Annotated in this window: 18 protein-coding genes; 6 read left to right on the forward strand and 12 right to left on the reverse strand. The window is 44.6% G+C overall.

The window, feature by feature from the left end:
• Window positions 1–61: 61 nt before the first annotated feature.
• The 5 genes from ACBP46_RS07620 to ACBP46_RS07640 are packed head-to-tail and all read right to left on the reverse strand — an operon-like array spanning window position 62 to window position 5048.
• On the reverse strand, window positions 62–1348 hold the full coding sequence (locus ACBP46_RS07620; RefSeq protein WP_371016146.1) for a TRAP transporter large permease: 1287 nt from the start codon (window positions 1346–1348) through the stop codon (window positions 62–64).
• 3 nt (window positions 1349–1351) lie between these two features.
• Complete coding sequence (locus ACBP46_RS07625) at window positions 1352–1903, reverse strand: TRAP transporter small permease (protein ID WP_371016147.1); 552 nt, start codon at window positions 1901–1903, stop codon at window positions 1352–1354.
• Window positions 1904–1908: 5 nt separating this feature from the next.
• On the reverse strand, window positions 1909–2901 hold the full coding sequence (gene dctP / locus ACBP46_RS07630; RefSeq protein WP_371016148.1) for a TRAP transporter substrate-binding protein DctP: 993 nt from the start codon (window positions 2899–2901) through the stop codon (window positions 1909–1911).
• A gap of 39 nt (window positions 2902–2940) precedes the next feature.
• On the reverse strand, window positions 2941–3867 hold the full coding sequence (locus ACBP46_RS07635) for a hydroxymethylglutaryl-CoA lyase (protein ID WP_371016149.1): 927 nt from the start codon (window positions 3865–3867) through the stop codon (window positions 2941–2943).
• On the reverse strand, window positions 3864–5048 hold the full coding sequence (locus ACBP46_RS07640; protein ID WP_371016150.1) for a CaiB/BaiF CoA transferase family protein: 1185 nt from the start codon (window positions 5046–5048) through the stop codon (window positions 3864–3866). The genes ACBP46_RS07635 and ACBP46_RS07640 overlap by 4 nt, the downstream gene beginning before the upstream one ends.
• Window positions 5049–5139: 91 nt before the next feature.
• On the opposite strand from ACBP46_RS07640, the gene ACBP46_RS07645 reads away from it, so the two are divergent.
• Entirely contained in the window at window positions 5140–6069 is a 930-nt protein-coding gene (locus tag ACBP46_RS07645; protein WP_371016151.1) for a LysR family transcriptional regulator, read from the forward strand.
• A 33-nt stretch (window positions 6070–6102) separates the two neighbouring features.
• On the opposite strand, the gene ACBP46_RS07650 is transcribed toward ACBP46_RS07645, so the two are convergent.
• Genes ACBP46_RS07650 through ACBP46_RS07665 form a run of 4 tightly spaced genes read right to left on the reverse strand, consistent with a single transcriptional unit; the run spans window position 6103 to window position 11336 of the window.
• On the reverse strand, window positions 6103–8853 hold the full coding sequence (locus tag ACBP46_RS07650) for a M16 family metallopeptidase (RefSeq protein WP_442512688.1): 2751 nt from the start codon (window positions 8851–8853) through the stop codon (window positions 6103–6105).
• A gap of 21 nt (window positions 8854–8874) precedes the next feature.
• Entirely contained in the window at window positions 8875–10047 is a 1173-nt protein-coding gene (locus ACBP46_RS07655) for a vWA domain-containing protein (protein ID WP_371016153.1), read from the reverse strand.
• A 9-nt stretch (window positions 10048–10056) separates the two neighbouring features.
• Window positions 10057–10896, reverse strand: coding sequence for an AAA family ATPase (locus ACBP46_RS07660; protein ID WP_371016154.1), 840 nt, complete (start codon window positions 10894–10896; stop codon window positions 10057–10059).
• Between the two features lie 14 nt (window positions 10897–10910).
• Window positions 10911–11336: a DUF1841 family protein gene (locus ACBP46_RS07665; protein WP_371016155.1), complete on the reverse strand. Its 426-nt coding sequence runs from the start codon at window positions 11334–11336 to the stop codon at window positions 10911–10913.
• A 240-nt stretch (window positions 11337–11576) separates the two neighbouring features.
• Here ACBP46_RS07665 and icd point away from each other — a divergent pair, with 240 nt between their 5' ends.
• Window positions 11577–12833, forward strand: a complete 1257-nt coding sequence (icd, locus tag ACBP46_RS07670) for an NADP-dependent isocitrate dehydrogenase (RefSeq protein ID WP_371016156.1) — start codon at window positions 11577–11579, stop codon at window positions 12831–12833.
• A gap of 11 nt (window positions 12834–12844) precedes the next feature.
• Here the strand turns inward: icd and ACBP46_RS07675 are convergent, their stop codons facing one another.
• Entirely contained in the window at window positions 12845–13840 is a 996-nt protein-coding gene (locus tag ACBP46_RS07675) for a glycosyltransferase family 9 protein (RefSeq protein ID WP_371016157.1), read from the reverse strand.
• A gap of 169 nt (window positions 13841–14009) precedes the next feature.
• A complete protein-coding gene (locus ACBP46_RS07680; RefSeq protein WP_371016158.1) occupies window positions 14010–15524 on the reverse strand; it encodes an acetyl-CoA hydrolase/transferase family protein in 1515 nt (504 codons plus the stop codon).
• A 95-nt stretch (window positions 15525–15619) separates the two neighbouring features.
• Here ACBP46_RS07680 and ACBP46_RS07685 point away from each other — a divergent pair, with 95 nt between their 5' ends.
• On the forward strand, window positions 15620–16549 hold the full coding sequence (locus tag ACBP46_RS07685) for a LysR substrate-binding domain-containing protein (protein ID WP_371016159.1): 930 nt from the start codon (window positions 15620–15622) through the stop codon (window positions 16547–16549).
• Window positions 16550–16671: 122 nt separating this feature from the next.
• Window positions 16672–17022 (forward strand): RidA family protein, encoded by a 351-nt coding sequence (locus ACBP46_RS07690; protein ID WP_371016160.1) that lies wholly within the window; start codon window positions 16672–16674, stop codon window positions 17020–17022.
• Between the two features lie 29 nt (window positions 17023–17051).
• Here the strand turns inward: ACBP46_RS07690 and ACBP46_RS07695 are convergent, their stop codons facing one another.
• Entirely contained in the window at window positions 17052–17993 is a 942-nt protein-coding gene (locus ACBP46_RS07695) for a LysR family transcriptional regulator (RefSeq protein WP_371016161.1), read from the reverse strand.
• Window positions 17994–18128: 135 nt separating this feature from the next.
• On the opposite strand from ACBP46_RS07695, the gene ACBP46_RS07700 reads away from it, so the two are divergent.
• Together ACBP46_RS07700 and ACBP46_RS07705 are read left to right on the forward strand one after the other, a co-directional pair.
• Entirely contained in the window at window positions 18129–18746 is a 618-nt protein-coding gene (locus ACBP46_RS07700; RefSeq protein ID WP_371016162.1) for an isochorismatase family protein, read from the forward strand.
• A gap of 20 nt (window positions 18747–18766) precedes the next feature.
• Window positions 18767–20026 carry an MFS transporter gene (locus tag ACBP46_RS07705; protein WP_371016163.1) on the forward strand — a complete coding sequence of 420 codons (1260 nt, stop codon included), beginning with the start codon at window positions 18767–18769 and terminating at the stop codon, window positions 20024–20026.
• Window positions 20027–20030: the final 4 nt, after the last annotated feature.

The following is a 20030-nucleotide window of genomic DNA, read 5'->3' on the forward strand; positions in this document are numbered from 1 at the left end:
TTAAATAAAAAAAACTGCCGTTTATACGGCAGTTTTAAATGCAACAGTGTGGGTTGTTTTTTTATTTACTCATCATGAGTTCGGGCAACCATAATGCTAATTGTGGAAATAAAAATACTAGCAATAAGGCAAAGAGCATTAAAAGTACATATGGAGCAGAACCTTTAACGATTTGTAAGAAATCTGCATTGGTAATGGCTTTAATAGTAAATAGATTCATGCCAACAGGGGGGGTAATCATGGCAATCTCTAGGTTAATAACTAATAAAATTCCGTACCAAATAGGATTTATGCCCAAATGAGCCATAGCAGGTAATATTACAGGCATAGTAATCAAGATAATGGCAATGGACTCTAAGAACATGCCTAACACCATGATTAGTGCCATCATAATAATAATAAAACCGACCGGCCCTACATCAAGTGCTACTAAAGAATTCACGATTTCCTGAGGAATTCGCATTTTAGTAAGCACATGACCAAAGACAGTGGCACCGGCTAAAATCATAAACAACATCGCCGATAATGAGCACGCTTCTTTGGCTGATTCCCAAATCTCTTTCCAACCAATACTACGATAAATAAATACGGTTATAAGCAGAGCTAACCATACCCCAGCCGCTGCGGCTTCTGTAGCAGTGAAAATACCTAAGTACATTCCACCTAGTACAAAAACAGGTAATGATAAAGCCCAAATGGATTTTTTAAATGCAGACCAAAGTTCTGTGCTGGTGGCACGTTGGTCGCGTCGAATATTTAATGCAGGGTTAGCGCAGCGAAACATTGCCCATAACGCAAAAATAAGTGCCATTAATAAACCAGGAATAACCCCGGCAATAAACAAAGCACCAATTGAAGCATCGGTAGTGACACCATATAAAATTAATGGGCTAGAAGGAGGAATAAGAATACCTAATGTCCCGCCGGCAGCAACTACCCCATAGGCCATTTTAGGTTCGTACCCATAACGGATCATTTGGGGAATAGCCACTGAGCCGATGGTTAAGGCTGTAGCAATACTTGAGCCAGAAATAGCCGCAAAAATAGTACAAGCTAAAATGGTAGCAATGGCTAAGCCACCAGGTAGATGTCGAGTAAAGGTGTAGGCTGTATCGTACAAATCGTCGACCACCCGACCTTTAATCATAATGTGGGCCATAAACGCAAACAAAGGAATGGCCACAAGGAGGTAGCGATTAAGCTCACCAAAAATAATATCCGAAACAGAACCAAAGTCGCCTTGCACGACTAAAAGCAACGCACCACCATACAGCGTCAAGCCAGCAAAAATAGGAACGCCAGTAAATAGGAGTGCGAGTAAGGTAATAAGAATAATAAGAACTAACATGCTTTATGCCTTGGCCGTGCCTTTGATGATGTGACGCACGCTACGCCACAAATGTTCAATCGTAACGAGCAAAAGCAATACACCCCCTACGGGCAGTAAAAGCTGAAGCTGCCAAACGGGGAGTTCTAGGTGTCCCTCGGTAAGACTACCAATCATTTTGGAAAACATGGCGGTATGCCAACCATTGAAAATTAGTATGCCCGTCATTGACAAGACAGAAAGACTGGCCCAGAGCTGGGCCCAAGGTAAAAGTTTTGCCGATAAGTGAGTAATAAGAATATCTACACCAATATGCCCGTTGCGGCGTAAGACCTCTGGTGCGCCTAGCATCACAATGCTTGTTAAGGATAGGGCAATGACTTCATCAGCCCAAATAATGGGCTTAGAGAACACATAGCGCATGGGAATGGCTAAACCCACAAGCACCAAATCAAACAAAAGCAGCACACAAGCAATAGCCATGGCAAATTGACAAATGCGCAGAATGAACCGCCCGTAGTAATACAAAAGCGGTCCATCTTGTTGAATAGTAGAAGTATCAAGCGTGTGTTGCATAATGATTAAAGCGCTTCAATCATATCAATAAGTGTCTGTCCATCTTTACCGGTGCCTTTTAAGTACTCGGCAATAATTGCGGGCTGCATAATCGCTTTAATTGGTTCGATTTGTTCGGGCGTTAGGGTAACGACTTCCATGCCGTTATCAGTAAGGTGCTGCATGTCTTTTTCATTTACGCCCTCGTAACGAATGAGGGAGTTATCTACGGCTGTATCTACTGCACCTTGAATAGCCTGTTGAATGTCTTCGGGCAGGCCATTCCACCATTTAGGGTTGACGACTAGGTTATCAAAAATAAGCGCAATCGCAGAGGCGGCACCGTATTTTTGAACTTCGTAGTATTTACGTGAATAGGCGGCTTGAATAGCGGTAATACCTGCATCGACAATGCCGGTTTGTAAGGCTTGATAGGCTTCGGAGCCAGGCATAGTAACGGGTACTGCGCCTAATGCAATTAAACCCTGGTCAAATTGCTTGTTTAGACCACGGATTTTTACGTCTTTATAGCTTTCGGGTGTATCTAATAAATGATTGGAAGACGTCACAATTAAGTCGTTAGTATCAACTAACCAACCAATATTTTTGACCCCTTTTTGTTCCATTTTTTTGTCTAAGATCTTGGATGCTTCAGAGCCAATAAATGCTTCTTGTTTGGCAGGAGAAGACATAAGGTATGGGATCATAGAAATGGACATTTCTGGGATGGTGCTGCCCCACTGCATGGAGAGAATAATTGCAGATTCAATTTGACCACCCGCCACAGCGCTATGGTGTTGGTTGGGTTTGAATAGTTGAGCTGCCCCAAATACCTGAACCTCTACCTTGCCATCTGTAGCAGTATCTACATCTTTAGCAAACTGCTCCATAGCTTGTGCTGTGGGGTGAGCAGGAGGAAATTGGTGGCTAAGGCGCATGGTGTAATCGGCAGCCCAAGCCATAGAGGAAGTCATGCCTAATACCAAGGCAGCGGTAGTTAGTTTCACGCTTTTTAACATGATCGGTCTCCGAGAGAATGAGTTGTAGTTAGTTTTAAGTTAAAGGCGCGGCAGCCCGGCTTGGGCTAATGCACCTTGGAGAAGTTCGTTAGGCATACTTGCTGCAACAACCTGTCGGGCTTTAAGCAGTTCTGTAAGGTCTATCGTGGTGGGTAGCCCCATACTGTCACAAAGATACACTAGGTCTTCAAAAACAATATTACCCGTGGCACCGGGAGCAAATGGACACCCCCCTAGACCCGCAAGCGACCCGTCGAGAATCCGTACGCCTTCTTCGAGAGCTACCGTAGCGTTAGCAATAGCTAAGCCCCGAGTATCATGTAAATGTAAACCAATAGCTCGGTTAGGGAATGCGTCCAGAGCAGTGCGCATGAGATCGCGAACTTGACGTGGGTTGGCGTAGCCTACGGTATCAGCCAGTGCCACCATATCGGCTCCTGCATTAAAGCATTGCGCAATTAGCGTTAAGACTTCATCGGGATTTACCCGACCTTCTAGCGAACACCCAAACGCCATAGAGATGCCTGTGCTAATAATAGTGGGGTGCGCTTGTTGATCACGTAACTCCACTGCTCGTTGCAGTAGCTCAATGGCTTGGGCTCGAGTCTTGCCACTGTTGGCAAGACTATGTTGCTCGGTGGCCGACACCACATACATTATTTCATCCACGGCCGTGCCCAATGCATCCACAACCCCACGCTCGTTCAGCACTAAGGCCGACACCACAGTCTGGTCCAATGTTTTAGCGAACTCAATTAGCTCTCGTACATCGGCGAATTGCGGAAAGCGGTGTGCGGGTAAAAAAGAACCCACCTCAAAATAACGGACACCCGCTTTGTGCTCTTGGTGGAGCCACGCTTTTTTATCAGCAGTGGTTGGAAATTGCTTCACTAGCTGTAAACCATCACGCAAGCCGACCTCGCGTAAACACAGCTGATGAGGGGGATAAATGGCACTTAGACTCATTGGGTTATGTCCTTGTTACCCCTTGCGGCTTGGATTTGTTCAGAGCTTAAACCTAAGGCCTCTAAAACTTCGATGGTGTCTTGCCCTTGTGCAGGCACATTGCCGCCCCCAGTAATAAGCACGCCATCTACCTCAAAGGGTAAAGAAGGGGCTTTAAACGATGAGCCATCTTCACAAAAAGACTCAGCCATAGCACCCTCTCGCATTGCATGGGGGTCGTTGTACATATCAGATGGCTTGGCAATAGGAGAAAAGGGGATGCTGTGGGCTTCAAATAGAGCTGAAAGCTCTGCAACGGTACGTTGAGCGACTTGGGTACCGATTAAAGGTAATGTCCATGAACGTGCTTTAATTTGATCTGGACGAGTTTGTAAACGGGCATCACTGAGAAAAACCTCTAGATGCAAGATCTCGCAAACTGTTTTCCACTGTCCTTCGGTTACAGCAGAAATAAAAATCTGCTCACCGTTTTTATCTTCAAAAATATCGTAAATAGGCCAAGAGAATTCACGTTCGGGCATAGGGGGAGGGTTACGGCCCTCAAGTGCAAACTGCACCATATGCTGTGCGACCAACAGCAAGCAGTTTTCAAATAACCCGACTCGAATGGCACTGCCTTCACCCGTTTCTTGACGTTTTAGTAGTGCAGCTAACACAGAGAAGGCGGCAAAAAGACCACCCATAATATCGTTAACAGAGGAACCGGCACGTAGCGGACGACCCGTTGGCCCAGTCATATAAGCTAAGCCGGTCATCATTTGTACTACTTCATCTAGGGCGGTGCGGTCTTGATAGGGACCAGACAGAAAGCCTTTACAAGAGGAAATAATAAGCTTGGGGTGTTTGATACGCATCTGCTCTAAATCTGCCCCCATCTTTGTTAGAGAGTTATCTTTAAAATTCTCTACAAACACGTCTGCGGTAGCTAAGAGTTTATCTAGCGTTTGACGACCTGCCTCTGTGGTTAAATCCAACTGAATGGATTTCTTGCCCCGATTAAATAGAGGGAACATAGGGCGTCCCATCCCAGTGAGATAACGTGTTTTATCGCCACTAGGGGGTTCAATTTTAATTACCTCGGCCCCAAGAAAATTTAAAAACATGCCACACGATGGGCCCATAATCATATGGCTCATTTCAATGACACGAATTCCTTGTAAGGGCAAAAACTCTTGACTCATCAGACCTCCTCCAAACGCAAATGAGGTTATCATTGATTTTTCTTTACGAAAATTATAAATATTCAATGACATCTTTCGAAAAAATAGAACGATGAACTTAAAACAACTGCAATCGTTCGTGGCGATCTATGAAGCCGGGGGCATTTCTCGTGCGGCAGAGCAAGAGCGTTCAGCGCCTTCTGTGCTTAGCCATCATTTGTCTAATCTCGAGGCGCGAGTCCAATGTGCACTGTTTACACGAAGCCGTCATGGCTTAAAACCCACCCCTCAGGGCGATCGTTTGTATGAGCATGCTAAACAGGTGCTTACGATTTTATCTACAGCCAAAACAGAATTGCTGCAGTGGCAGCAAAGTTATGAGGGGACGGTTGCTATTGGTATGGCTTACACCTCGGTTGAGATGATTGGTAAAGATCTCATGGAGATGGTGATCAAAGAATACCCTGGTATTGATTTAACCATTTCAGAAACGGTATCAGGCAGCACTCTACAACAACTGTTTGATGCCAAAATCGACTTAGCTTTAGCCTATAACCCAACACAAGATGCTGTAATACGTTCTATGCCTTTAATTGAAGAACGGATGGTATTTGTAGGTAAAGCAGAAATAGTAGGCGATCCCACATTACCCTTGCCCGTTGAAGAGCTATTGCGCTTGCCATTTATTCTTTTGCGTAAAGGGGTGACGGGGCGTTCGATTATGGATAATCCCAGTCTGCAAAAGTCTCTAGAGCAGCACGCTACCATAGCTACCGATAATGTTAGCGCTGTGCATATTTTTTTACGAGAAGGTTTTGGTGGGGCTATTGCTACCTTACCCTATGCGTTAAAACGAGTTCACGACTCAGGCTTGGTATACAGAGAAATTATCGAACCCCAAGTGCGACGTACCCTTTACTTATGTGAACATGTGGGCACGGCATCTAATCAAGCCATAGAGCTGATTAAAGAGCGGCTGCTTTTCTTGGTACGACAAGCCGTATTAAATGGCAAATGGGAATGTGAGCGATTACTCTTTTAAAAAAGCCCCTAAGGCATCTTAGGGGCTAATTGCTTATTGTTGTTTGGACTTGTCAGCAGCTAGGGCCGAACTAAACTGATCCGGTTTAAGGTATTTTTTTACTGCCGCATTTACTTGTTTGGCATTTAATTGGGCTAATGCCTCATCGACTTGCTCTGACCATAAAAAGTCCCGATCCAAGTCAATGTATTTCAACCATGTAGCGGTTAAAACGCTGTCATTGCTGCGAGCTAGTGTACGGTAGCGCAATAAGGCGTTGATGCCCTCTTGAACCTCTTGTTCGCTAAAACCATCTGTTAACACGGCCTTGAGCTCCTCAGCTATAACTTTTTGTAGTTTTTCGGAGTTTTCGGGGGCGTGAATAGCATAAATGGTCCAGTTGGCGCTGGGTTCATAAGACGAAACGTTAAGACGACTACGTACATCATAGGATAACCCTTCGGCCACACGTACTCGGTTCCAAAGACGAGAGGTTTCAGATTGACCTAACAGGTAGTTAGCCAAGTATAACGGTACAAAATCCTCACTTGTGTCTTGTAAATCCACAGGTAGATTTTCTATATAAAACGCATTGGCCTTATCTGGGGTATCAATGGTCAGGTGTGCGGGCTCAATGGCTTGGTAAGGATCTGCAGCCCGTTCAAACGCAGGAGCTTTGCGCCAACCTTTAAAGCCGTCCACTAAAGCTTTTTTCACTGCCTCAGGCTCAAAGCTACCTGTAGCACTAAAGCGTATATCGCCGGTACCGTAGAACCGTTCATGAAAGGCTAATAAATCGGCTTGGGTTAATGAGTTAACGCTTGCCTCGGATTCATCAAACGAGGGGGTATAGCGAATATCACCTTTGGGCCAGGTATTCAAATGACGTCCCAGTTCTTGGGTGGCTACCGCAGAAGGTTCTGTACGCGCATTGCTAATGCGGGTTAAACGTTGGGCTTTGTATTTGTTTAGCTCGGTGGCGGGGAAATTGGCCTCACGCAATACCTCTATAACAACGGCCAAGGCTTCTGCTAGATTGTCTTTAGTGGTTTCAATACTAATTTCGACACCGTTTGCTCCACCGTTAAAACCCACCGAGGCTTGCAGTTCCGTTAAGCGATCTTCAATTTGTTGGCGATTGAGCTTTTGAGTGCCATGTGCCAGCAAACTAGCTGTGGCGCTACCAATAAAAGAGCTACCTGTTAGGCTTTGAGGGTCGCCAAAGCGTACTGATAAGATCGCATTCACTCGATCGCCACGGGTGGGCTTGGGCAGTAGTGCGACTTTAATTACCCCTAGGTCATCATTTAGCTCTAACTGTTCTCGTTGCGTTGAGTTGTTAATGTGCTCTGGAGTAGGATCAAAGTCTTCGGCGGAACTTGTGCTGTCTTTGCCCTGATAGTCTTGTAACAATGCCTGCGTATCAGGGGTGGTGGCTCGGGGTGCTCGTTCAGGGGTATCGGTAGGGATATAAAGCCCGTTGGTTCTATTGTCTGGAACCAACCAGGTTTTAAGCTCAGCTTTTACATCCTCAAGTTGGGTTTGTTCAACTTGATCCCGTTGCCAGAAAAATAACCGCCAATCACCAGAGGCCGCGCTTTCAGATAAAGCGGCAGCCAGATTCGCTGGGTCTGCGTAGGTTTGTGCCCACATGTTGAGCCATTGATTTCTTACGCGCTCTAAGTCCTCAGATGAAATGTCGTTATTTTGTTTTTCTAACGTGTCATTTAATACATTTAGGGCTTGTTGTTGATCCATTCCCTCTTGAAGCTCAGCCATAAAAAGAGCATAGCCTGGTTGTTTTAACCCTGCTGCATAGCCAAAAGCACTGGTGCTGAGGTTTTGTTCGACCAGGTTTTTGTAAAGTAGACCAGAAGGCGTGCTGCTAAGAATAGAAACACCTAGGCTAAGAGGCGTAAACTGAGGGTCCGCTTCAGCAGGAATATGGTATTGAGCCCCAATCAATGGCGAGCCACCATGGCGTCGTACCGTGACTGAGCGCGCACCGTCTTGGACGGGCTCTTCGGTGTACTCAGGAGGCAAATTACGGCTGGGTTTTTGGATGCTATTAAATTGCTTAGCAATGTGTTTTAGGGTGGCGTCTTCGTCAAAGCGACCACTGACAATGAGCACTGCATTATCGGGTTGGTAATACAGCTTATAAAATGCACGCAGTTGCTCAATATCGACTAGCTCTACATCAGACCGTGCGCCAATAGTACTTTTGCCATAGCTATGCCATTGAAAAGCAGCGGCTTGCATCTTTTGCATTAAGACACGAAATGGACTGTTTTCGCCGCGCTCCATTTCATTACGCACTACGGTCATCTCAGCATCTAAATCTGCTTTGGAAATGGTGGCGTTCACCATTACGTCGGCTTGCCAGTCTAAGTACCAGTTTAAGATGTCCGGATTGGCAGCAAAAGTAGCGTAGTAGTTGGTTCTATCTAAAGAGGTGGTGCCATTGGCCGCTAAGCCGCGTTTAGAAAACTCACCTAATGCATTAGGCATGGTGGGCGTGCCCCGAAATAGCATGTGTTCGAGTAAATGTGCCATTCCGGTTTGGCCGTAATTTTCATGGCGAGACCCAACCAAGTAGGTCATGTTCACTGTGGTGTTAGAGCGAGAGGAATCGGGTGCAAATAGCACTTTTAAGCCGTTCTCAAGCACATACTCTGTTACACCCTCGACGCTAGTGACCTCCTTAACACCGGATGGCAACGCATACAGTAAGCTTGGAGTTAAAGCGCTGAGCAAAATAAAGTATTTAGACGATTTTTTTAAATGGTGTAGGGCAGAGAACATACGCATTCTTATAAGCCTCAATTATTTTGTTAGGAATTGCATAGCTGCTTCCAATCCACGTATGTTAACGGGGTACATACGGTCATGGGTTAATTGACGAATCATGAAAACAGATTGGTGATACACCCAACGCTGGGGTTGAGTGGGATTTAACCAGACGAGTTTGGGCCAGCGGTCTATAAAACGTTGTAACCAGACAGCACCCGCTTCTGCATTGTTGTGTTCTACAGAACCTCCTACATGGCTAATCTCTATGGGGCTCATGGTAGCATCTCCTACAAAGAGTACGCGCCAATCTTCGTTATATTTGGTTAATACCTCGGTGGTAGGAATACGTTCCTCAAAACGACGCTGGTTATGACGCCACAGCCATTCATAGGGGCAGTTATGGAAGTAGTACACTTCTAAATGTTTATACTCGCTGCGTGCTGCAGAAAATAATTCTTCTACTTGACGTATATGCGTATCCATACTGCCACCTACATCCAAAAGCATTAACACTTTGACGGCATTGCGGCGCTCTGCACGTAGTTGGATATCTAACAAACCAGCATGCTGCGCTGTGCTGTGTATGGTAGCGGGTAGATCAAGCTCGGAGGGGGTTCCTTGGCGAGCAAAACGCCGTAAGCGGCGTAATGCCAATTTACTATTACGGGTACCCAGCTCTAGTTGGTCGTCATAGTCTTGATACTGACGTTGCTCCCACACTTTAACAGCAGTACGATTGCCAGCAGAGGGCCCGCCTAGACGAATCCCTTGGGGATGATAACCGCTATGCCCAAAGGCAGAGCTACCACCAGTGCCCACCCATTTATTGCCGCCGGAGTGACGTTCAGTTTGTTCGGCCAAGGTTTTCTTAAAAAGTTCAAGCAGCTCATCTAAGTCGTGTTTTTTTAACTTGGCTTTGTCAGCCTCACTGAGTTGTTTTTGTAGTGTTTTTATTAACCAATCTGCAGGAACGGTAGTGCCGGCTTCTATTTCTTGAGCTAACTCTTGATAAAATTGGTTAAAAGCGCGGTCATAACGGTCGAATAAGCTTTCGTCTTTGATGAGTACTAACCGCCCTAAATAATAAAACTCATCAATAGACTGCACTGCGGCTGAACTACACAAGGCTTGTATCAACATCAAGTATTCTTGCACCGAGATGGGCAACTGATATTGACGTAAGAAATAAAAAAAACGAATGAGCATAATGGCTGATTAGCGCCCGTAACGAGCAAGACGATCTAATAAGGTTAAGTCCTGTTCATTTTTGATTAAAGCCCCTAGAAATGGCGTATGAGTGGGATCCAACTCACTTAATGAGGCCGCCGTCGCTGAGTGACTTAAAAGAAGCTCAAGCCAGTCTAGAAACTCTGAGGTAGAGGGTTTTTTCTTTAGGCCTGTGGCATTTCGCAGCGTGTAAAAACGAGCGAGTGCTGCCTCAAGCAACTGTTGGTCCAGTTGCGGGAAATGGACTTGAACAATATCGCTAAGTGTTTGAGGCTCAGGAAAACGGATGTAGTGAAAAAAACAGCGACGTAGGAAAGCGTCTGGTAACTCTTTTTCATTATTTGAGGTAATGATGATTAATGGACGGTGTTTAGCGCGAATAGTTTGCTGGGTTTCATAGACATGAAATTCCATTTTGTCGATTTCTCGTAATAAATCGTTTGGAAACTCAATATCGGCTTTGTCTATTTCATCAATTAAAAGCACAGCAGGCGTGTCAGAATCGAAGGCGTGCCACACGGCTCCTTTGACAATGTAGTTCGCAATCTGATGCACGCGTGCATCCCCTAATTGTGAGTCACGTAGGCGTGAGACGGCATCGTATTCATACAGACCCTGCTGGGCCTTGGTGGATGATTTGATATGCCATTGCATAAGGGGGCGGTTTAGTGCGGAAGCCACTTCTTCGGCTAATAAGGTCTTTCCTGTACCGGGCTCACCTTTAAGTAAAAGAGGGCGCTCTAAGGTCAGTGCAGCGTTAACCGCTAGACGTAAGTCCTCAGTCGCAATATAGCGTTCAGTTCCTGCAAAATGCGTTGTATTGGTCATGGTAGGTAAATAGATTAAGTGTTGGCATAACGATGAATTAATTCAATATAGCGCTCATTGTCTAAAGGCTTATTTAATCGTTGTGCTTCCCAAATAATTTCTCCTAATGCATCCATAATGCGATGCGTGGCCTCGTGGGGGTCTAAAGTGGCCACTAGGCGGTCATAGGCCTGTTTAATGCCAGGAGGCTGGTCAATAGAGAGCTGTTCTTGTATAGCTAAATGCATGGAAAGATGTAAGAAAGGATTGGTCTGTCCTTTTTCTACACTGAAATCATGTTGAACGGCTTCGGGTGACTCCAATAAATCATGGTATTCGGGGTGTTGTTGGACTAAGTCAACCGCCATGCTCTCTAATGGGCTCAAGAGCTGCTTTTGACGGTATTTAGCCCAGGCCTCAATAAAGAATTGACGCACTTGATCTCGGGAAGGATTAAACATACAGTATTCGCAACATAAAAGAGTTCATAGTGTAATGCTAGAGCCTTAAATGCGTTTTGTCTTGTTTGGCTGAACCTTAGGGTGGTTTTTAGGTAGAGTCGCTAATTTTGACTAAGGAGTGAAAAAAACAGCGCTATTTTTCGTCATTTGAGGCGTTTTAGGCTAAACTCTTATATAAGACTAACGACTCAGATAAAGCAGCCTTGTTTTATCTTCCCTGTTCAAACTACTGGAGCATCCATGTCTTATCAGCATATTAAAGTCCCTGCTCAGGGCGAAAAAATCACGGTCAATGCCGATTTCTCATTGAATGTACCCAACCAACCCGTCATTCCTTACATCGAGGGTGATGGTATTGGTGTAGATATTTCTCCTGTCATGATCAACGTCGTAGACGCAGCAGTTGAAAAAGCGTATGGCGGCGAGAAGAAAATTCACTGGATGGAAGTTTATGCAGGCGAAAAATCCACTCAGGTATATGGCCCTGACGTGTGGTTGCCCGAAGAAACGCTAGACGCTGTTAAAGATTACGTTGTATCGATTAAAGGTCCTTTAACTACGCCTGTTGGCGGCGGCATTCGTTCATTAAACGTAGCGTTGCGTCAACAGTTAGACCTCTACGTTTGTTTACGCCCAGTTCGCTACTTCTCCGGTGTGCCTTCCCCTGTGAAAGAGCCCGAGAAAACTGACATGGCTATTTTCCGTGAAAACTCCGAAGACATTTACGCTGGCATCGAGTTCGAAGCCGAGTCAGCCAATGCCAAAAAACTTATTGAGTTTTTGCAAAACGAATTAGGCGTTACCCAAATTCGCTTCCCTAATACTTCCGGTATTGGTGTAAAGCCCGTATCCAAAGAGGGTACACAGCGTTTGGTGCGCAAAGCTATCCAGTACGCCATTGATAACGACAAGCCTTCTGTGACTATCGTACACAAAGGCAACATCATGAAATTTACCGAAGGTGGTTTCCGCGATTGGAGCTACGAGCTTGCCATGAATGAGTTCGGAGCCGAGCTTATTGACGGTGGCCCATGGTGCAAAATCAAAAACCCAAAAAACGGCAAAGACATCATCATTAAAGACTCCATCGCCGATGCGTTCTTGCAGCAAATTTTGTTACGTCCAGCCGAGTACAGTGTGATTGCTACATTGAACCTTAACGGTGACTACGTATCCGATGCGCTAGCCGCTCAGGTAGGTGGTATTGGTATTGCTCCTGGTGCCAATATTTCTGATTCCGTTGCTGTATTTGAGGCTACCCACGGTACTGCACCTAAATACGCAGGCAAAGACTATGTGAACCCTGGTTCTTTAATTCTTTCTGCTGAAATGATGCTACGTCACATGGGTTGGACCGAAGCCGCTGACCTCATCATCAGCAGCATGGAAAAAGCCATTCAGTCCAAAAAAGTAACCTATGACTTTGCTCGTCTCATGGAAGGGGCAACTCAGGTGTCTTGTTCAGACTTTGGTAAAGTGATGATCGAAAACATGTAATTAATCACATGTTAAGCTGATCTAAGCCCGCTTGGATTTCCAAGCGGGTTTTTTATTTCCTGCAATAGATGCAGGCTAGCGTGGAGCACATCTTGCTGAGCAATAGTTTGAATAACACCGTTAGTTGGACAAATGTGCCGACTTTGGGAGTGGGCATGAAACCATTCGGGGTTTGGTTCTTTGTAAAGGCCAATAAAAGGCTTGCTTAAACATTGACTGATATGAGAGGGGCCACAGTCGTTTGCGATGGTGAGCAAACTGTTTTCAATCAGTGTGATAAGCGCGGACAAACTCATATTTTCTTGAATGCTAAAGCGTAGTGCAGACACAGATTGCTGCATTAAAAAAGCTTTTTCCTTTGCTTCGCTTTGCCCTAAGATAAAATGAACATGGAGACTAGGATACTTTTTTTGGAGTAATTGCGCGCATTCAAAAAAGCGTTGAATTCCCCACTTTTTGTGTTCACCGCCCCCAGCACCCGGCATTAAACATACCGTGTTTTCTGGGGTGGGTGACGAAGCAAGAGTAAGCAGTGCCTCTCGTAAATAGTGTTGTGCTGGCAAGGGGGCTTGTGTGTAAGCCAATAAAGGGGCTAGGTGCGCAATAGCACGGTATTGGGTTGGATCACACGGCAAGTGCAAATCAAATAAATGGTTTAAAAACGAAGATTTCAAATCTAAGCCGATCACCGTTGGAATACGATTTAACCATTTAAATAAAGGTGCACTGTCCATACTGGGTCGCATGGAATAGAGCAAAGTACTGCCTTTAGGTATATGTTGCCATGTTTTCCCAAAGCTTTGGATTTCATAGTGGCAATCCACCCAAGGAATTTGTGTGTAAAAAGCGCGTAAGTTAATATCAGAAAAAAGTGTGATGTGCTCTGAAGCTAAGTATTTTTTAACAAAATAAATAGCTGGCAAATTCACAATATTTGCCCCAAAAAAGCTTCTGGCGCGTAATAAAATGACTGACTTATTTTTAGTAAAAGTAGCGTCAAATTTCATTTTCTTTTTTCGCAGTTAAGACGCTTGAAATTGTAAGGGCGTTTTAGCGTAGTCGCAATCATTAATAGCTCAGTTTCTGTGCTAAAACTAAACCATTAAAAAACCGGCTCATCCTATGAGGGATAGAGCCGGAAAACAAACGACAGGTACTACAGGTGCTTCAAAAAAACTACAACGAATAGGCGCTTTGAGTAAGACGCATATCGCCTGTTTCTTCAAACCGTTGATGCCAACTTAATGCCTCTTCTAATAAATGAGGAGTATGACCGCCACGTTGGCAAGCACGCTCAAAATAATCGAGTAGAGCGGGCTGATAATCTGGGTGTACACAGTGCTGAATAATTTGTAGTGCACGTTCGCGGGGAGCTAGGCCACGTAAATCGGCTAAACCTTGTTCTGTTACTAAGATATCCACGTCGTGCTCACAATGGTCTACATGCGATACCATTGGCACAACACGACTGATAGCCCCACCTTTGGCTAAGGATTTCGTCACAAAAATGGAAAGATGGGCATTGCGAGCAAAATCTCCTGAACCGCCAATACCATTCATCATTTTGGTGCCACTAACATGCGTGGAGTTTACGTTGCCATACAGATCAAACTCTAAAGCTGTGTTAATGGCAATAATACCGAGCCTGCGTACCACTTCAGGGTGATTGCTGATTTCTTGGGGGCGCAACACAATACGATCGCGATAGCGCTCTAAGTTATCAAAAAAGTGTGTCATCATTGGTGCTGTTAGAGTGATGGACGAGGCTGAAGCAAAGCGCAGTTGCCCTGACTCTAACAAGTGAAATGCACTGTCTTGCAACACCTCTGAGTACATTTCTAAGTCTTTAAAATCTGACTCGACCAAACCTTGTGTTACAGCGTTCGCAATACTGCCTATACCTACTTGTAAGGGCAACAAGGATTCGCCTAAGCGTCCAGTAGCGACTTCTTGCTCTAAGAAGCGCACGATGTGGCTTGCAATACTCTGCGTCTCTGTATCGGGAGGCGTTGCCGTTGATGGGCTATCGAGTTGATGCGTTAATACAATCGCTGCAATACGGTCGGGGTCTATAGCAATAGCAGCTTGCCCTAAACGTTGGTCTACCTTAGTTAGAGCAATAGGGTCCCGATGAGGACGTTTTGCTGGTACGTAAATGTCGTGGTAGTTTTCTAGGGCTGCGGGTAAGGCAGTATTAAGCTCCACGATGATTTTTTTAGCTTGTTGAGCAAAGCTTGCCGAGTTTCCTACCGAAGTACTGGGGACAATATGGCCTTCTTCAGTAATAGCCACGGCTTCAATCACAGCCACGTCTATAGGTGTGCCTGGCTCAGAACGCAGCTGCTCAGCCATTTCTGATAAGTGCATGTCATAAAACTGCACTTTACCGCTATTAATATGTTGACGCATCACCCCATCTACTTGGAAAGGGGAGCGACGTGCCACCACATGGGTTTGACTCATTAACCCATCGCTATCGTTGCCTAACGAGGCACCTGTTAACACAGTAAGATGTAATGGTCCCTGTGTTGCGGCTTTGGCTGCTAGTGCTACAGGAATTGCTTTGCTGTCACCAGCCCGAGTAAATCCACTTAGACCTAATGTCATGCCTGCACGGATAAAACCGACGGCTTCTTCTGCTGACATGACCTTGTCATGTAGCTCCTTACGACGAATACGTTCTTGCCACATAGTTGCTCCTGATCTGTTGTTTTTGTATGCAGGACTGAGCATAGCATTGAGATTATGAATAAAATCTATAAAATAAATTCATATTAGGAATGGGTATGCTTAATGTGGTGGCGTTACGTTATTTTGTAGAAACAGTGCGTTTGGGCGGCTTTACAGCGGCGGCTCAATCCCTAGGAGTAGGGCAGTCTACGGTAAGTAAAATGGTGCGTAGTTTAGAGGACCAGGTTGGCGAATTATTAATTGTGCGTAATAGCAAACCGTTATTATTAAGTGATGTGGGTCAGCTACTGTTTGAGAAAGGAGGGCTGTTACTGCAAGATTTAAAGCAACTACAACAAGAGGTGCACCAAGTCCAAGCCCTAACCAAAGGCTACTTAAAGGTAGGGCTACCGCCAATGATTAACTTGCTCTTTACGGCTGCTTTAAAAGAGTTCAGAGAGCGTTATCCTGATATTCAATTACAGATTATTGAGCAGCCTGGGCCAGCAATTGAGCAGCTTGTGGCCTCGGATCAGTTAGATTTTGGTTTTAGCATCGCCCCTATTGCTCCAGATTTGGCCTTACAAACAAATCGCGTCATTAGTTATCCTATTTATGCTTTAGGGCTTGCAGAGCATCTGCCTCGAAGTCAGTCCCCTATTAGCCTTCAGCAATTAGTAAAAAAACCTTTGCTCTTTTTAAATGATGAGTTTGGATTAACACGACTATTAAGGCACCATTTACTTCAAGAGCAAATACAGCCTCGTATTTATGCACAAAGTAGTCAGGGCGACTGGTTGATTTCTATGGCGCAGGCTGGTTTAGGTGTGGCGGTTTTACCTCAGCCGTTTTGTCAGCGTTTACCAGAGAATTTGAACTATCGTGTGATAGAGCAAACCCATCCTTTGCAGTGGGAGGTGGTGTTGCTTTGGAATGGGCGGTATTTATCTCAAGCGGCCAAAGCATGGTTAGAGTGCTGTGCTTTAGTACAACCCGAGCAAGATTGGGACGAGCTGCTGCAACAGGTGGGGCAAATTGGTCTTTAAGTGCTTAAAGTCACCGCATAAGTACCCCAAGCACGTAGGTCCATGGTACACCTATAAAATGTAGTCGCACTGCACGCGAGCTACTGATACTGATCAACAAAAAATAATTGAAGGAGAATCTGATGACGATCACACGTCACGAAGGCTTACCCGTATTTAGCTCCGTGGTAGAGCATGGTGGGTTGGTGTATGTGTCTGGCTTGGTGCCTAAAGACCGCACGCTAGACATAAGCGGACAGGCCAAGGATATTTTCAACCAAATTGATGCGAATTTGGCTAAAGCAGGTATTGATAAAACTCGCTTACTTAAAGCAGAAATTTGGTTAAAACACATAGAGCGTGATTTTGCTGCTATGAATACGGCTTGGCTTGAGTGGGTGGACCCTAAGCATTTGCCCGTTCGTGTGACTAGCGAAGCCAACTTAGCTAGTGCCGATGTTTTGATTGAAATCATGGTGACAGCGGCCAAGTAATGGTCGTCTTAGCTCTAAGCTAGCCAGCATTAATTGCTGGCTTTTTTGTTTTTTCTCATGGCAAGAGCAATGGTCTCAAAGTGAGGATCTTTTTCAAATTGCGCCGAACCAGCCATATTAATATGTGCCAGAGGTAAATAATCATCAAGAGCTTTCACGGCAATAGTAGAAAAAATAGAATGATTATTTAAATGAAGCGCACAGGTATCAGTCAGAATAGTAAAAGCCAAATTATGGCTAATTAAGCTAAAAGCTGTGTAAAGATCATCTACTACGTGAAAATGTTGAATACTGAATAAGTCTGTGATGCGTTTAGTGATTTGGCTGTGGTGCGATAAGGTAGGATTATCAAATAAAATAAAAGGCAAACCATTAATTGCATTAGACAAGTGCTCAATAGGGCAATGCAGTAAAGGATGATCCTGATGACAAAGCAAAATCATTCTGTCTTGATACAAAGGCAAGGCGCGTATGGCTTTGTCCTCACTGGGGTCCACAGAGTAAAAAAACGCCAAATCCAAACAAGAGTGACTGACTAAAGTTTTTAAAACCAATGAGGGCTGTGTCACGATTTTGAGCCCATATTTATTAGGGCTAAGCACTTCATACAGCCTAGGCAACACATAAGGCAGTAACCAACCATCAATACCTATACGTAAACGTTGCGTGTCGTTAATGACTTCAGTAAAGGTTTGCATTGTGTTGGCTTCGTCTTGGTTTAGAACAGTAGTAGCGTCTTCCATTGATTGCAACAGCTGCACAGCATAAGGCAAAAAATACCCGCCCTTAGTTGTGAGTTGTACTCCCTCCCAATTCCGTTCCAGCAAAGTAAATCCAAGAGTTTGCTCAAGTTTTTTAATTTTAGTGCTTAGGGCAGGCTGGGTTATGTGCAGTGATTCTGCTGCTTTAGATATACTTTTTAACGCCACGACCTCTAGAAAAAAACGTAACTCTCTAAGTCCAATAATCATAATTAACTTTTCTATAAGTTATTGAAAGATATAGGTAAAAACACGGGGATATAAAAAAATACTATGCCTTTAATCGCTCATCCTTATGCTAGGATTTTCTCTAAAAATTCACTCAAATCAATTTAGGAGATAAGAATGAGCACACCTCAAATGCCTTGGGAATTGAACCTTGCCAAAACGGCTTTATTAGTCATTGATATGCAAAACGACTTTGTTCGTGAAGGGGCCCCAATGGAGGTCCCCATGGCCCGAGAGTATTTGCCTAATATGCAGTCGATTGTGGCGCAGTGCCGTACTGCAGGGATTCCAGTTATTTATAGCCAACATGTACTGCATGAGTCATGGGATATATCCCCATTAGAAACTGCTTACAACCCAGCTTTAAAACAAAGCGGTTTGCGTCTGGGCACGCCCGGTGCAGAAGTAGTGGATGAGCTAAAACCTTTAGCTCATGATTATATTATTCTTAAACACCGTTATGATGCTTTTCACAATACGCAGCTTGATAATGTTCTGGCTACCGTACGAGGATTAAGACAAATCGATACCGTAATTGTAATTGGTACAGTCACTAATATTTGTTGTGAGTCGACTGCGCGTAGCGCTTTTATGCGTGATTACAAAGTAGTAATGGTCAGCGATGCCAATGGTGGCCTAGATCAGACTTCTCAAGAAGCAACCTTAGCCATTATCGAACGTGTTTTTGGTCGTGTAATGAGTACTGACCAACTACTCCAAGAGCTAGCTCAATAAGCGTCATCGGAGGGGACATTATGTTAAACAAGCACGCACAGTGGGATAGCCAATACGAGTGGAAAGCAGTTCTTCTTTTGGCTTTGGGTTTTGGGTTAGTAGGGTTAGACAGATGGATGATAGGGCCACTTTATCCATTAATGATGCAAGATCTAAATCTAGATTACCAAGATTTAGGCAATATTATGGGAATTTTGGGTTTAGCGTGGGGAGCGTCATCATTATTTGCAGGGCGCTTAGCCGATCGAATTGGTCGACGTAAAGTATTAATACCTGCCACCATTCTTTTTTCTTTAATGACGGGTTTAACTGGGGTAGCCACAGGTTTAACTAGTTTATTAATTATTCGTTTTATGATGGGGGTCTCTGAGGGGGCGTTTGGCCCAACCAGCGTTGCCTTAACTGCAGAAGCCTCTAAACCCAGTCGTCGTGGCTTAAACATGGGCATACAGCAAAGCACCTTTGCATTGTTAGGTATAGGCTTAGGTCCCATTATTGTGACGCAGCTGGTGCAGTATCTGCCGTCTTGGCACTGGGTTTTTGTCATTATGACGCTACCTGGCCTGATATTGGCTTATTTCATGCATAAGCTCATTCGCGAACCCAAGCATCTACAAGACAATCCATCTAGTTCGGTGGTGGTTGAGGCTGAGGCCAGTCAGCCTACGTATACCTATAAAGATTTATTTAAATATCGGAATATTTTAGTGGGTATCGTTTGCATGTGCAGTGTTATGACGTGCGTTTTTATTCTAAGCGCAATGAGCCCTGTATATTTTACAAATTACTTACAGCTTAGCGTATCTCAGATGGGCTTTGTGACATCGGGTATCGGCTTTGGTGCTTTTGCTGGGCAAGTCATTATTCCTGCCTTATCTGATCGTTTTGGGCGTAAGAGTGTCACTATTGTTGCACTATTAATTGCCGCGCTCTTGTTGTATCAGTTTATACATACACCAGCACAACCGTTGTCATTGTTTTTTCTGCTGTTCTTTATTGCTTTTGGTGCAAATAGTTGTTTATGCATGATTGGCGGTACTATTGCGGTTGAGTCAGTGCCTTTAGCTTTAGGTTCCACAGCGGTTGGGTTAATTATAGGTATTGGTGAGATTTTTGGCGGTGGTGTAGCGCCTATGTTGGCAGGTTGGATTGCACAAAGCTATGGCATCCAATACACCATGTATTTAGCCTTGGCTGGCTTAATAGCTTGCTGTTTCTTTGCGTTATTTTTTAAAGAAACAGCACCAATCAAAGTGGCTAAGTCTATTGTTGTCGCTTAGTTTA

This window comes from Paenalcaligenes hominis (genome assembly GCF_041359055.1).
Lineage (GTDB): Bacteria > Pseudomonadota > Gammaproteobacteria > Burkholderiales > Burkholderiaceae_B > Paenalcaligenes > Paenalcaligenes hominis_A.

What these genes read in the sequence shown, in the direction of transcription:
- ACBP46_RS07655 (WP_371016153.1), bottom strand. Translation starts at nt 10,047, where the DNA reads ATGCTCATTCGTTTTTTTTATTTCTTACGTCAATATCAGTTGCCCATC.
- ACBP46_RS07690 (WP_371016160.1), top strand. Translation starts at nt 16,672, where the DNA reads ATGACGATCACACGTCACGAAGGCTTACCCGTATTTAGCTCCGTGGTA.
- ACBP46_RS07700 (WP_371016162.1), top strand. Translation starts at nt 18,129, where the DNA reads ATGAGCACACCTCAAATGCCTTGGGAATTGAACCTTGCCAAAACGGCT.
- ACBP46_RS07695 (WP_371016161.1), bottom strand. Translation starts at nt 17,993, where the DNA reads ATGATTATTGGACTTAGAGAGTTACGTTTTTTTCTAGAGGTCGTGGCG.
- dctP (WP_371016148.1), bottom strand. Translation starts at nt 2,901, where the DNA reads ATGTTAAAAAGCGTGAAACTAACTACCGCTGCCTTGGTATTAGGCATG.
- icd (WP_371016156.1), top strand. Translation starts at nt 11,577, where the DNA reads ATGTCTTATCAGCATATTAAAGTCCCTGCTCAGGGCGAAAAAATCACG.
- ACBP46_RS07645 (WP_371016151.1), top strand. Translation starts at nt 5,140, where the DNA reads ATGAACTTAAAACAACTGCAATCGTTCGTGGCGATCTATGAAGCCGGG.
- ACBP46_RS07625 (WP_371016147.1), bottom strand. Translation starts at nt 1,903, where the DNA reads ATGCAACACACGCTTGATACTTCTACTATTCAACAAGATGGACCGCTT.
- ACBP46_RS07650 (WP_442512688.1), bottom strand. Translation starts at nt 8,853, where the DNA reads ATGTTCTCTGCCCTACACCATTTAAAAAAATCGTCTAAATACTTTATT.
- ACBP46_RS07665 (WP_371016155.1), bottom strand. Translation starts at nt 11,336, where the DNA reads ATGTTTAATCCTTCCCGAGATCAAGTGCGTCAATTCTTTATTGAGGCC.
- ACBP46_RS07685 (WP_371016159.1), top strand. Translation starts at nt 15,620, where the DNA reads ATGCTTAATGTGGTGGCGTTACGTTATTTTGTAGAAACAGTGCGTTTG.
- ACBP46_RS07675 (WP_371016157.1), bottom strand. Translation starts at nt 13,840, where the DNA reads ATGAAATTTGACGCTACTTTTACTAAAAATAAGTCAGTCATTTTATTA.
- ACBP46_RS07620 (WP_371016146.1), bottom strand. Translation starts at nt 1,348, where the DNA reads ATGTTAGTTCTTATTATTCTTATTACCTTACTCGCACTCCTATTTACT.
- ACBP46_RS07660 (WP_371016154.1), bottom strand. Translation starts at nt 10,896, where the DNA reads ATGACCAATACAACGCATTTTGCAGGAACTGAACGCTATATTGCGACT.
- ACBP46_RS07680 (WP_371016158.1), bottom strand. Translation starts at nt 15,524, where the DNA reads ATGTGGCAAGAACGTATTCGTCGTAAGGAGCTACATGACAAGGTCATG.
- ACBP46_RS07705 (WP_371016163.1), top strand. Translation starts at nt 18,767, where the DNA reads ATGTTAAACAAGCACGCACAGTGGGATAGCCAATACGAGTGGAAAGCA.
- ACBP46_RS07635 (WP_371016149.1), bottom strand. Translation starts at nt 3,867, where the DNA reads ATGAGTCTAAGTGCCATTTATCCCCCTCATCAGCTGTGTTTACGCGAG.
- ACBP46_RS07640 (WP_371016150.1), bottom strand. Translation starts at nt 5,048, where the DNA reads ATGAGTCAAGAGTTTTTGCCCTTACAAGGAATTCGTGTCATTGAAATG.